The organism is Paenibacillus sp. Y568, assembly GCF_059445545.1.
Window position 1 is genome coordinate 79,246 of the sequence record NZ_JCAIUM010000001.1, and the last position, 12,593, is coordinate 91,838.

General features: G+C 39.6%; 12 protein-coding genes and 1 other annotated feature. Of the genes, 1 reads left to right on the forward strand and 11 read right to left on the reverse strand.

Annotated elements, in window-relative coordinates:
• Nucleotides 1-54: 54 nt before the first annotated feature.
• Both AC1D7X_RS00335 and AC1D7X_RS00340 read right to left on the reverse strand, forming a co-directional pair.
• Nucleotides 55-1,278: an MFS transporter gene (locus tag AC1D7X_RS00335; RefSeq protein ID WP_495474619.1), complete on the reverse strand. Its 1,224-nt coding sequence runs from the start codon at nt 1,276-1,278 to the stop codon at nt 55-57.
• A 52-nt stretch (nt 1,279-1,330) separates the two neighbouring features.
• Nucleotides 1,331-1,593, reverse strand: a binding site (T-box leader).
• A 49-nt stretch (nt 1,594-1,642) separates the two neighbouring features.
• Nucleotides 1,643-2,206 (reverse strand): DUF1697 domain-containing protein, encoded by a 564-nt coding sequence (locus AC1D7X_RS00340; RefSeq protein WP_495454592.1) that lies wholly within the window; start codon nt 2,204-2,206, stop codon nt 1,643-1,645.
• A 333-nt stretch (nt 2,207-2,539) separates the two neighbouring features.
• Between AC1D7X_RS00340 and AC1D7X_RS00345 the strand changes: the two genes are divergently transcribed.
• On the forward strand, nt 2,540-3,340 hold the full coding sequence (locus tag AC1D7X_RS00345; RefSeq protein WP_495454591.1) for an AAC(3) family N-acetyltransferase: 801 nt from the start codon (nt 2,540-2,542) through the stop codon (nt 3,338-3,340).
• A 187-nt stretch (nt 3,341-3,527) separates the two neighbouring features.
• Here the strand turns inward: AC1D7X_RS00345 and AC1D7X_RS00350 are convergent, their stop codons facing one another.
• From AC1D7X_RS00350 to AC1D7X_RS00390, 9 genes are all read right to left on the reverse strand, one after another.
• Nucleotides 3,528-4,229: a DnaD domain-containing protein gene (locus tag AC1D7X_RS00350; RefSeq protein ID WP_495474437.1), complete on the reverse strand. Its 702-nt coding sequence runs from the start codon at nt 4,227-4,229 to the stop codon at nt 3,528-3,530.
• 17 nt (nt 4,230-4,246) lie between these two features.
• Nucleotides 4,247-5,542: an asparagine--tRNA ligase gene (gene asnS / locus AC1D7X_RS00355; RefSeq protein ID WP_495474438.1), complete on the reverse strand. Its 1,296-nt coding sequence runs from the start codon at nt 5,540-5,542 to the stop codon at nt 4,247-4,249.
• 41 nt (nt 5,543-5,583) lie between these two features.
• Entirely contained in the window at nt 5,584-6,789 is a 1,206-nt protein-coding gene (locus AC1D7X_RS00360; RefSeq protein WP_495454588.1) for an acetate/propionate family kinase, read from the reverse strand.
• Entirely contained in the window at nt 6,786-7,658 is an 873-nt protein-coding gene (locus tag AC1D7X_RS00365) for a 3-hydroxyacyl-CoA dehydrogenase family protein (RefSeq protein WP_495454587.1), read from the reverse strand. Before AC1D7X_RS00365 ends, AC1D7X_RS00360 begins: the two co-directional genes overlap by 4 nt.
• A gap of 136 nt (nt 7,659-7,794) precedes the next feature.
• The gene (locus AC1D7X_RS00370) at nt 7,795-9,297 is read right to left on the reverse strand and encodes an AAA family ATPase (protein WP_495454586.1); all 1,503 of its coding nucleotides are present in this window, start codon (nt 9,295-9,297) and stop codon (nt 7,795-7,797) included.
• Nucleotides 9,290-9,820: a hypothetical protein gene (locus AC1D7X_RS00375; RefSeq protein WP_495454585.1), complete on the reverse strand. Its 531-nt coding sequence runs from the start codon at nt 9,818-9,820 to the stop codon at nt 9,290-9,292. Before AC1D7X_RS00375 ends, AC1D7X_RS00370 begins: the two co-directional genes overlap by 8 nt.
• A 233-nt stretch (nt 9,821-10,053) precedes the next feature.
• On the reverse strand, nt 10,054-10,569 hold the full coding sequence (locus AC1D7X_RS00380) for a cell wall elongation regulator TseB-like domain-containing protein (RefSeq protein WP_495454584.1): 516 nt from the start codon (nt 10,567-10,569) through the stop codon (nt 10,054-10,056).
• Nucleotides 10,570-10,604: 35 nt separating this feature from the next.
• Entirely contained in the window at nt 10,605-11,918 is a 1,314-nt protein-coding gene (locus AC1D7X_RS00385; RefSeq protein ID WP_495454583.1) for an amidohydrolase, read from the reverse strand.
• Nucleotides 11,881-12,555 (reverse strand): redox-sensing transcriptional repressor Rex, encoded by a 675-nt coding sequence (locus tag AC1D7X_RS00390; RefSeq protein WP_495454582.1) that lies wholly within the window; start codon nt 12,553-12,555, stop codon nt 11,881-11,883. Before AC1D7X_RS00390 ends, AC1D7X_RS00385 begins: the two co-directional genes overlap by 38 nt.
• Nucleotides 12,556-12,593: the final 38 nt, after the last annotated feature.

The following is a 12,593-nucleotide window of genomic DNA, read 5'->3' on the forward strand; positions in this document are numbered from 1 at the left end:
CTAATAATAGACGTCTAAAAGGAATTCAAAGTTCGAACATTCCAATATTCAATACTATATATTTTCTTGTAAGTGAGGCTGTGCTAGATAATAATCATTCTTCGATGGAAGTAAGACAACTGCACATAATGTCATTCCAAGTAACACCATCACCAAGACCCCGATGATCACGACAACTTGAAGGGATATAAATTCCGTAGCACCACCAAGTACAAAGGTTGTCATCATAATGAATATAGCTTGAATAAAGTCGTTAAGACTACCTACTCTACCCATAACGTCCACTGGAATATTGTTTTGATACATGGTCGCAAATCCTGTATTTACAAAAGCAAGACAGAATGCCAAGATGAAAAATCCAACAGATGCACTTACAAATGAACTGGAGAAAGCATAAATAGCATACCCAAAACATACTCCTAGTGTGCCAATACCAATCATCTTCGAGCATGATACTTTTTTAACAATCAGAGTGTTCAACAAGGAACCAACAATAATACCTACCCCCGCTATGCTGACAAGAACCCCATATTCACCCTCAGACAAGTGGAGAACGATCGTTGCAAATGAAGCTTCAAGTGAGTCCACGGCGGATGCCATGACGACAAATACACTTCCAAACAAGAAACAGATTACCATGATATATAGGTTACGCCGATAAAATTGCAAAACGACGATCCAGTCTTTTTTTAATACCGATAAGGACAGATGTTGCTCTGTGGTTGTTCCAAAGTTCGTGTTCGTTGTTTGTTTATTTAGATTAGGCATTAGTAATGTAATGATTCCAGAGACGAATAAGGCAATAGCATTAATATAAATAGCGAATAAAGGTGAACCCATTAGAACTAGAAGTCCCGCGATTGCTGGACCAATTAAAAAGGCACCTGAACTTATTAAACTATTAAGTGAATTAAACCGTGGTCTTTGTTCTGTTGGAATAAGTTGTGTTATGTAAGTCATCGATGTGGGTCCAAACATAGAACCTGCCATGTTTATTAATAGAACAAGTATATATATGTAGCCTATAGAAGTGTACAAAGGCAACAAGGCTATAAATATAGCTCGTATGATATCTAGGAAAACCATAAGGTTTCGTTTATTTAATCGATCAATTAAGCTACCCGCCCAAAGATTCGTAAATACAGTAGCCAAAGGTTTCAACATATAAAGTACCGTTACAGCGAACGGTGATTGAGTCATATCCAATACCATTAAATTAAGTGCAATAAAGTAAATCCACGATCCCACATTCGAAATGCCTATCCCAAACAATAACATGGAGGCATACTTCCAATAGTTAATCAAAAAAATCCCACCCTCAAGACTTAGTCTTGAGGACGAGATTTGAAATTCGCGTGGTACCACCCCAGATTCGCTAATATGTTACCATATTAACCTCTTCAAGTACGGCATCCCAACGATGCTTATACTCTAGCTCTATAACAGGAGCTCCTGTCACACCATCCCCTATGAATCAGGTTCCGATATGATGCTCATAGACTTGTTTCGATAAATCATGATTTACTCCTTCTCAGCTATCGGAGTTCTCTGTGAAATCATCTATTTATCTACTCTTCTCTTCATCGCATTTGAAATATTTGAATTATCATAGCATAGAATCCAAAATCAGTAAATTTATATTTCAATCATTCTCTATGGATTGTGCTATCGCGAACAGCTTATTGAGTGTTTTCCAATTACGTACCGTCGAAGGTGTATCCAGCTTATGTAGATTGTTTGCAAGTTTAGAGTTCCTTACACTATGATGAAATAACAGGTACATTTCCCGACCTTTAATACTGTACTCGTCATTCTGACTTGCGTAGATGTTCATTCGATCCTGTGCTTCTTGAACAGGTATTTCTGCCAACATCGCCACATAGAGACATTCTCCTACGGATGACACCTCAGCTTCTGCGATGCGCTTCTCTGAGAACGGACAATTCTGAAGAATCCATTCCAACTCCGCAGCTGTTCTTAACATAACAGGGACTGTGAATCCAAAAACCGTTTCAATTTCATTCTCGATTCGCCCAAGAAGCGTAGCTTCCAACTCGTCCGACTTAAACACAACATTTCCACTTTGAATGTAGGTTTGCACATGTAGAAAACCCATCGTTTCAAACATTTGTTTTAACAAAGCCATTTTGATCATATTCTTTCCACCTACGTTGATCCCTCGCAAGAACGCAATATATGTAGTCATTATACACCCACTCCTGTTCTTCTATTTTTCAAAAAGATCCTGTTTGAGATATTCATATCGTTCTGAACTTCCAATTATTTCTTCCAATAATATTATACACGACTGTCAAATGTAAACGTATTATTTAACGGTGGATCCGTGCTGCACCTATACTCATAAAGAGTAACTTGTTGGCATACGATATCCATATAGCTATATATACCAAGTATAATACCTGTTATAATATTCCTGTAAAAACAACATAAGGGCAATGTTACTCTGGCGATACCGGACACAACCCCCGTTACTACGTAGGGTTGTTTTTGTTATTTTAATTGAATGGAGGTTAAACAAATGACGTCAAACGAGACAAGGGTCATCTTAACAAAGGAAGATCTAATCAAACAATTTAGAAAATGTGGTGTAGCAGAAGGTCAGACCCTAATTGTACATACTTCTTTAAAGAGTCTCGGATTTGTTGTAGGCGGTGCTGAAACATTAATAAGAGCGCTTCTTGAAATTGTGGGAGACGAAGGAACCCTAATGATGCCATCACAGACATGGAAGAACCTCGATCCATCCACGGGCGTTCATTGGGAAGAACCCAAAGAATGGTGGCCTATCATTCGCGAAAACTGGCCAGCATATGATAAAGATGTCACACCAGCTATTAATATGGGCGTTGTCGCAGAAATGTTTAGAAAGTGGCCTGGATCAACCCGATCAAGTCACCCGGCAAGATCGATCACTGCCGTAGGCAAACATGCACAATATATAACCTCTGATCATGATCTCAGTAATATTTTTGGTATCGACTCCCCTGTAGATAAATTATATACATTAGATGGATATGTGCTATTAATCGGTGTCGATTATGATAAAAATACCTCACTTCATTTAGCTGAGACCAGAGCAAACTTTCCTACTAAACGATTTACAGATGAAAGTAGCGCGATCATGATCGATGGAAAAAGACAATGGGTAACGTATGCAACGCAAGCCGTCGATGATGAGGATTTCATTAGATTAGGTCATGAATATGATAAAGAGAATAATAACGAGGTTTATAGAGTAGGGAATGCTGATGTTCGATTCATGAAACAAAGACCCTTGATTGATTGGACTGTTAAGTGGATGGAAAAGCATAGGAACTAGATGAATCTGAAACGGGCTGTCCCAAAAGTAGATTTTTTAATTGTAATGATAGGTACCCTACCCATGTTTGACATTTGGGACAACCCCGCCCATTTCTGCGAATATATAAGATACAAGGTGGTAACATCAATTCCTAATCCACAAAAAAGGCCCCCTTATCACAAGGGGACCATCTTCAATCTAGTTATTAACTTCTACCGTTACTTCGGAATTTCTGCGTATATGCTTTCGCGTCATTCACATTCTTAACACGATTGCGGCTCCATTCCAATAAGATGCGGTCGATATAACGGAAATGAACCTTTCCAGCAAACACAGCCTCTTTCAAAGCCATGAGAATCAGTTCGTCTGGATACTTGTCTTGATCCAACCATCCCGATATCGTCTCACATTCCATCGGAGATAGTGGCCGTCCAAATTCTTTCTCGAAGATGGTAAACATATTACGTTCAGCTTCGGGTTCGCCTGCATCAGATATGGCTGTGTTACGTTGAATAACAGCTTGTTTAGCCTTATTCTTAGCATCATTCGCCATACAAATGCTTAACTTATCATATAAGCCTGATACATTATAACGTTCATATTGAATACCACTATCTTCATCGAACTCTTCGTCAATACTGAGAAATCCATCTTTCATCAGCTTCTGTAGAGTAAGGGATATGGATGCTGTCGTTCCTCCTGCGAGTTCCTGCATATCTTCTAACGTAGGGAACTCTTTATGTTCCACCTGTTTAAAAGACATCAAGTGCATTAACAATAAGCATTCATTGTCACTCAGCTTCAATCTACGATAGTACCGGAACAATGCGTAAGGAATGATAGCTACTCCTGATCCCATTCCCGATGAAGCTCCCTCTGCCCATGTTCTCCATCCTGTAATATCCATGAGCTTCACCTCTTAACTTAAGGATAAAGACGATATAACGTACGTGGGAAGGCAATCGTCTCACGGACATGATCAAGACCGCAAATCCAGGCTACAGTACGTTCCAATCCAAGACCGAATCCAGAATGGGGAACGGAACCATATTTACGTAAATCCATGTACCATTGATATGTCTCTAAGGATAAAGAGTGTTCTTTAAAACGCTCTTCTAACAATGCTTGGTCATCAATACGTTGAGACCCACCGATAATCTCCCCGTAACCTTCAGGGGCAATCATATCCGCACACAAAACAACTTCAGGACGTGTTGGATCAGGTTTCATGTAGAATGATTTGATCCCTGCAGGATAGTGTGTAATAAATACGGGTTTGTCGTAGCTCTCAGCGATAGCCGTCTCATGAGGAGCACCGAAGTCATCACCCCAAGGAATATCGAAACCTTTGCCATGTAGAAATTCAATAGCCTCATCGTAAGTAATACGTGGGAAAGGTGCTTGAATTTGTTCCAATTTGGAAATATCCCGACCTACCGTTTCTAACTCAGTACGACAATTCTTAAGGACAGATTGTACAACATAACTAATAAAGTTCTCTTGTACACGTAAGCTTTCTTCATGATCTGTAAAAGCCATCTCTGGCTCAATCATCCAGAATTCAATCAGATGACGACGTGTTTTGGATTTCTCAGCACGGAACGTTGGTCCGAAGGAATACACTTTACCTAAAGCCATCGCAGCAGCTTCCATGTACAACTGACCACTTTGTGTTAAGTATGCATCCTCATCAAAATATTTCGTGTGGAACAAGTTCGTTGTTCCTTCTGCAGTTGTTGGAGTAAGAATGGGCGGATCTACCAAAGTAAATCCATTGGTGTCAAAGAACGCACGAACCGCACGAATAATCTCTGCACGGATAACAAGAATTGCACGTTGTTTGTTGGACCGTAGCCATAAATGACGATGATCCATCAAGAAATCTACACCATGTTCTTTAGGCGTAATGGGATAGTTCTCAGTGATATGTATCACTTCGATTCCTGTTACTGTCATTTCGTAACCTGACGCACTTCGTGGTTCTTCACGAATAATGCCTGTGACATACAGGGAACTTTCCTGTGTTAAGCTCTTAGCAGCGTCCCATACTTCTTCTGAAACCTCGCTTTTCACCACAACACCTTGAATATATCCGGTACCGTCACGTAATTGCAAAAACTGAATTTTTCCGCTTGAGCGTTTGTTGTTGATCCAGCTTCCAATCGTTACTGTTTCGCCAACATACTGATTCACTTCACGAATCACACTTTTAGTGGACATGCCTTAATCTCTCCCTTATTAACTGATCCTAAAACAGAAAGCTATTCTATTTCGTTAACAATGCGATACGTATCACGCGCAATAACCAATTCTTCATTGGTTGGAATAACCATCACTTTTACTTTGGAATTATTTGTCGAGATCAATCGTGGTTCACCAGAACGAATAGCATTCAGTGCATCATCAACCTCCACGCCAAGGTAAGTTAAATTCTCGCATACTTTCTCACGAACAACAATAGAGTTCTCACCAATACCAGCTGTAAATACGATCACATCGACACCATTCATAGCTGCAGCATAAGAACCAATATATTTACGCAAACGGTATTCATACATTTCAAATGCCAGTGTGCAATTCGGATCGCCTTCTGCCATACCGTCTGTAATTTCTCTCATGTCACTGCTTATTCCAGATATCGCTAGAAGTCCACTATGCTTATTAAGCATGGAGTTCACTTCATTCACAGTCAAATCTTCCTTATTCATAACAAATGGTACAATCGCAGGATCAAGGTCACCACTGCGTGTTCCCATCATCAAACCTTCTAGAGGTGTCATACCCATTGAAGTATCGATTGATTTACCACCTGCAACGGCAGTTAAACTTCCTCCGTTACCGATATGACAAGTAATAATCTTCAAATCCTCTATAGGCTGACCCAAGAATTCAGCTGCAACCTGACTAACATATTCATGCGATGTTCCGTGCGCACCATAGCGACGAACTTTGTACTTATTGTAAAAAACTTTAGGAATAGCATACAAATATGCCTTCTCAGGCATAGCTTGATGGAAAGCAGTATCGAATGCAACAACTTGAGGGATACCTGGCATATTAATTTCTGCTGCATTAATCCCCATCATTGCTGCTGGATTGTGAAGTGGTGCTAGGTCGAACAAACGACGAATCTCCGATTTCGCAGGGCCATCAACAAGGGCAGATGCTTTAAAGGATTCGCCTCCATGAACCACGCGATGACCAACAGCTTGAATCTCATCGATGGACTTAATTACGCCATGTTCTGGATCGGTTAACATAGATAATACTTTACGAATAGCCGTATTATGTTCCAAAATCTCTTTAACTTCCGTTATTTCCTGACCTCCAGTAGGTTTATGAGTCAGAATGGAGGAATCCATTCCAATTCGTTCTACAAGACCTTTAGCCAGTACAGATTCGTTTGTCATATCATACAATTGATATTTCAAAGAAGAACTTCCTGAGTTAATTACTAATACTTTCATACCCGGTCACCATCCTTGTCATACTTGAAGAATCCTTCGCCTGTTTTAACACCTAGATGCCCTGCACGAACCATCTTCTTAAGGATGGTGGAAGGACGATATTTCAATTCACCAAATTCACGGAACATTCTTTCAAGAGCTGCAAGTACAGAATCAAGTCCGAAACGGTCTGCCATTTCTAAAGGACCATTCTGGAATTGATATCCAATACGCATCGCATCATCGATATCTTCAGCAGAAGCAACGCCTTCTTGAAGGGTATGAAGTGCTTCGTTAATTAGCAAACAGATTAATCGTGACGTTACGAATCCAGGAGATTCATAAATCATGATACCCTTTTTATCCACCACTTCTTCTACAAATTTCTTCGTTTCCAAGAATGTGATATCTGAGGTTTTCAATCCACGGATGATTTCAACTAGATCTACTTTTCCAACCGGGTGAATGAAATGCATTCCAATGACACGTTCAGGATATATCGTAGAACTTGCAAGTTCCGTTAAACTTAGTGTTGATGTGTTACTGGCAAGAATTATATTATTAGGACATACTTGATCCAATTGAGCGAATACTTGTTTTTTTGCTTCAATATCTTCAGAAATAGTCTCAATGACCATATCACAGGTACCTAGCTCAGCGAAATGAACCACTTTCTCGATTCTGCTAAGAATAAGCTTCTTCTCCGCTTGTGTGATCCCCCATTTTTCAAGCTGTTTGTCGAGATTCAATTCAATCATATTATAAGAATAATCTAATTTTTCTTCAGATTTCTCAACTAATAATACATCAATGCCCTTTGCAGCAAGCATTTCAGCGATTCCTTGTCCCATCGTGCCACCGCCGATGACACCAATTTTCTTGAATAACATACGGTATGCCAACTCCCTTTCTGTGTCTGATAATCAATATTGTACCCTTCATTAGAAAAATACATTATTCTCACTCCAACATATAATAATATCTTAGCACGGAACAAAAGTAAAAAAAAATAACCAGCATCATAATTTATGCTGGTAAAAGTGAAGTTTCACGAAATAGACATCGAAATTGCTCGCCGGAAAGATTTTCCTCTAAAAGCAAGATATTTAGGGATTGATCAAAGATATTGCGATGCTGTTCCAGTGTACTTTTTGTACGTTCCATAAGCTGTTCTAAAATGGCATTATTCTCCTTCATTAACTCAGCTTTCGTTACCATTTCCATACTTATAATGCCTAAAGATGTGAGTCCAGACTTCATCATTGTTTGTACAATATTTAGGGCCTGCTCAAAGTCATTACTAGATCCTGTGCTTCGACCTCCATAGTACATTTCTTCCGAAGCAGCTCCACCAAGGGCAATCATAATTTGCTCTTCTAGAAATGTCTTGGTATAGAGGTATTGTTCTTCTTGTGGATTATGACGAACATATCCAAGAGCTTGACCACGTGGACTAAGTGCCACTTGACTAACGCTTCCTGGACGAACGATTTCAGCCATGATCGCATGTCCTAATTCATGAATAGCGACTCTCTTTTTCTCTTCCTGAGTCGACTCTCGATCCGTTTTCTCACCCATCATAACTTTATCAATAGCCATCGACATATGACGTTGTTCGATCTCAACTTTACTCTCTCTCATCATATAAATCGCAGCTTCATTCATAACACTCTCAAGTTGAGCACCAGAGAATCCATAAGATTCTTCAGCAATTTTATCCATACTAGCTTCTGCATGTATAGGCTTGTTCTTTGCATGAATTTCCAATATATGTTTACGCCCTTTCTTATCCGGCAGGTCCACTTGTATATGCCGATCGAATCGACCTGGACGAAGAAGAGCACTATCCAACATTTCCTTACGATTGGTAGCTGCGATAAGAAGTATTCTTGGAGTGTCGGAATTATATATGCCATCCATTTCTGTTAATAATTGATTAAGTGTCTGGTCATACTCGCGCTGTTGTCCACCCTCACGCTTACCTCCTATAACATCGATCTCATCAATAAATATTACGGCACTGGTCTTATTCTCCTTGGTTGCACGATTACGTGCATCACGGAATAAATCACGAATTCTTCCAGCACCCACACCAACATACATTTCGACAAACTCACTTCCTGCTGCTGCAACAAACACGGAGTCTGTATAATGACTAGCCGCTTTTGCAAGCAAGGTCTTACCTGTTCCCGGAGGTCCCGTAAGTAGAATTCCCTTCAGAGGACGAATCCCAAATTTCTGAATTTCTTCATGTCTAATAAGAAAGTTGAGGGCTTCCATCAATTCCTCTTTGGGATGTTCCTGACCTCCAATTTCATTAAAAGTGAGCTTATCTGGTCCTTTTTTCTTACGCTTACGATCACCTGCAGCACCTACAGCAAGTCCACCCTTAACATTAGACAACAATAGAACTCCTGCCACAATTCCTACTGCGAGTAGTATTGGAATAATATTCACTCCGATAAATACAAGAAAAACAAGAAGTACGGGTACGAAACCTATCACTATTTCTTTCAACAATTTAGGCATTACTCCACACCCCCAGAACTGCTGGATCACGAGGTAAAATGATGAATTTACTTGCTTCTCCCTCAGTTAAATTAATATATACATTCGTATCATCCATTTCAGTTGTCACTTTCACGGGCGAACTTTTTTCCATTTCCTTCAATTTATCTACAATCTCTGTATAACGTTTATTCTCCATCGCCTCTGCCACTGGGAACATAGCCTGATCCCAGAAATCATCGATGGTTTCCGTCGAGTGATCAACAACATCCAATTGAAGTGACCGTTTACCAACGATAGATTTGCCTTCAGTCATTAATTCATGAACTAATCCTGGTAACCGAGTTCCTGGTTTAATATCTAGTTTCACTACGACCTCATCGCGGGTAATATCTAATTGAGCATTATTCACTCCGTCATAATCTGTCACTATTTTTTGTAGAGGACTCTGAAGAGTAACTTGTTTATGAACAAACCATCCGCCAAACAAAAGCGAACTTGCGATAACAACTGTCAATGCAATTGGCATTACTCTTAACTTCATATAACAGCCTCCTTCAATATCCATAGATGTCTAAATTACTTATGATTTAATTGAATTGATATACAATTACGTATACCGCTAGTACACAAATTAGTATATCACATTGAATATACTATTTCGTCGAAAAATTATGGATATATTTAAAATTCTATGTGAATATTCAAAAAAAACTGACGAAAGAATCATTCTTTATAGAATAATTTCGTCAGCTTTTATTTGGTGAATCGTCATTTTTATCGATTGGGTAATGTATATTGTTCTCCTAATTGTGTTCCATCACTGAATCTATAGAATCGATAGTAGTAATGATCTTTCTCTTTGTAAAAGAGTTGCCACACAGGGGTCCCATGAAACAACCCGAGCTGTAAACGAATCTCATCAATGTTTGGAAGATCACTCTGAATAATAGCAGTAATCTGTCTTTCAGATAATCCATCCTTTATAAATTCGCTATGCACAGACCCAGATGTTTCGTCTACGTTGTACTCATCTGTGAATGGAACCCACACGATAAGAGCTTGATCATCCTTATTTTTACCTTCGATGACCCAGACTACATTATCCCACACCGATTTGTCCGTTTTTGTGACTTTCACTAATTCGGTTTGTTTCTTTGCTGCTGTAATAGCGATGTCTTCCTGGCTCCATTGGTCCTTCATAACATATATGTAATAACGATAGAGTCCAAACAATACAACCACACAGATTGCAATTCCTAGTAAAATCCATCTCTTCTTGTTCTTCTTCAACCTGAACTTCCTTTCATCAGGAATAGCCTATCATCTTAGCGGTTTAATAAGCCTTCAAAAGATGACTGAGCTTCACGATGAATCCGCTCTTCATCCATAGTAAGACAAGCCCCATTCTTTACAACTTGTTTGCCGTTAACCCACACATGCTCTACATCTTTACTACTTGCAGAGTAAATGGAATGTGAGATGAAGTCTGTATGTGGTAGGAAATGAGCCTGATCGGTATTTAATGCGATAAAGTCTGCTTTCATACCTGGTGCCAATCTACCTATGTTTTCTAGAAATAGAGATTTGGCTCCATAACTAGTACCCATTCGAAGTGCTTCAGCAGCAGGAATTGCTGTTGGATCTCCTGAAATACCTTTGTGAATAAGCGCTGCTAGACGCATTTCTTCAAACATATCTAAATTGTTATTGCTCGCTGGACCATCTGTTCCTAAGGATACAGTTACGCCTGCCTTCAATAGATCTGTGACCCGTGCAATACCACTTGCTAGCTTCAAGTTGCTTCCTGGGTTATGTGACACGCCCACTTGATGGGCAGCTAATATGTCAATTTCTTCATCTGTCAAATGTACACCATGAGCGACAAGAGATGGACGTGTGAACATGCCGAGTTTCTCTAAATGTTGAACAGGTCTAAGACCATAATCAGTCACATTCTGTGCCACTTCACTCAGCGTCTCAGACATGTGTGTATGCATCGGAAGATCTAGATCATGCGCTGCCTGTACAAACTTCTCAAAAAAGGATGGAGGACATGTGTAAGGCGCGTGCGGGGACATCATCGTAGTAATACGTCCTTCTGCTTGACCGTTCCAATCTTTTGCAAAGGCAATCGCTTCTTGAAGTTTATGTTGTTGCATTTCTTCTGAACAGAACCCAATAACACCTCTTGTTAGTACCGCACGAATACCCGATTCTTGCACTACTTTAGCGACTTGATCCATATGATCATACATGTCTAGAAAAGTAGTTGTTCCACCTTTTAACATTTCCAATACAGAGAGCGATGATCCCCAATAAACATCTTTTGAGGTAAACTTCTCCTCCATTGGCCACATTTTTTCCTGCAACCACACTTGGAGAGCTAAATCATCACCATAACCTCTTAGTAATGACATCGCCGCATGTCCATGTGTATTCACAAGTCCAGGTAAAAATAGAAGATGCGTACCATCAACGACGGGGATATGATCAGAATCAGCTGGTTTGTCCTCGCCAATATACGTTATAAGGTCATCTTCAATAAGCATATAGCCCTTTACAACGGATTGTTCATTATTCAGAACAGCAAACGTACCATTCTTAATGATCCATTTCTGTGTTTGATTGTTCACTGTCATGTGATTCTTCCTTTCCATTATCCAAATAATAAGCAAGACTAAGCATATCCGTTGTGAAATCAGCTGCATGAATACGAACATCCGCTGGAGCTTTCAACACAACAGGTGCAAAATTCAAAATCGCCTTAATCCCAGCTTCTATTAACTTATCTGCAACATGCTGTGCTTCTGTTTCTGGAACCGTAATAATACCTATTCTTATATTTTGTTGCTTAATGGTATCCACTAGATCCTCCATAGGTTGGACCTTTAACGTATTAATAACGGAACCTACCTTGGGAGCATACGAATCAAAAACAGCGATAATCTTTAAATTTTCCTTTAGATAAGCATTGTAATTGGATAAAGCATGACCAAGATTACCTGCACCTATTAGAACCACATTGATTTGTTGATCGAGATTCAGGATATGACCAATCTTCTCAATCAAATAGGCCACGTCATATCCTATACCTTTACGTCCGAAGTCTCCAAAATAAGCGAGATCTTTACGAATTTGTGCAGGATTCAAATCGAGTTTTTGACCTAACTCCTGTGAAGAGACAGTGGCTACTTCACGTCTCTGAAGATCTGAAAGATAACGCAGATATACAGGTAATCTGCGTACAACAGCTTCTGAAATTTTTTCAGATTTCATTCTTGCTCCCCCTAATTATTAACTCTTTAGGATCCTTC

Excerpts from the sequence above, each read along its gene's own strand:
- AC1D7X_RS00385 (WP_495454583.1), bottom strand. The coding sequence starts at position 11,918 with ATGACAGTGAACAATCAAACACAGAAATGGATCATTAAGAATGGTACG.
- AC1D7X_RS00390 (WP_495454582.1), bottom strand. The coding sequence starts at position 12,555 with ATGAAATCTGAAAAAATTTCAGAAGCTGTTGTACGCAGATTACCTGTA.
- AC1D7X_RS00370 (WP_495454586.1), bottom strand. The coding sequence starts at position 9,297 with ATGCCTAAATTGTTGAAAGAAATAGTGATAGGTTTCGTACCCGTACTT.
- AC1D7X_RS00350 (WP_495474437.1), bottom strand. The coding sequence starts at position 4,229 with ATGGATATTACAGGATGGAGAACATGGGCAGAGGGAGCTTCATCGGGA.
- AC1D7X_RS00335 (WP_495474619.1), bottom strand. The coding sequence starts at position 1,278 with ATGTTATTGTTTGGGATAGGCATTTCGAATGTGGGATCGTGGATTTAC.
- AC1D7X_RS00365 (WP_495454587.1), bottom strand. The coding sequence starts at position 7,658 with ATGTTATTCAAGAAAATTGGTGTCATCGGCGGTGGCACGATGGGACAA.
- AC1D7X_RS00360 (WP_495454588.1), bottom strand. The coding sequence starts at position 6,789 with ATGAAAGTATTAGTAATTAACTCAGGAAGTTCTTCTTTGAAATATCAA.
- AC1D7X_RS00340 (WP_495454592.1), bottom strand. The coding sequence starts at position 2,206 with ATGACTACATATATTGCGTTCTTGCGAGGGATCAACGTAGGTGGAAAG.
- asnS (WP_495474438.1), bottom strand. The coding sequence starts at position 5,542 with ATGTCCACTAAAAGTGTGATTCGTGAAGTGAATCAGTATGTTGGCGAA.
- AC1D7X_RS00375 (WP_495454585.1), bottom strand. The coding sequence starts at position 9,820 with ATGAAGTTAAGAGTAATGCCAATTGCATTGACAGTTGTTATCGCAAGT.
- AC1D7X_RS00345 (WP_495454591.1), top strand. The coding sequence starts at position 2,540 with ATGACGTCAAACGAGACAAGGGTCATCTTAACAAAGGAAGATCTAATC.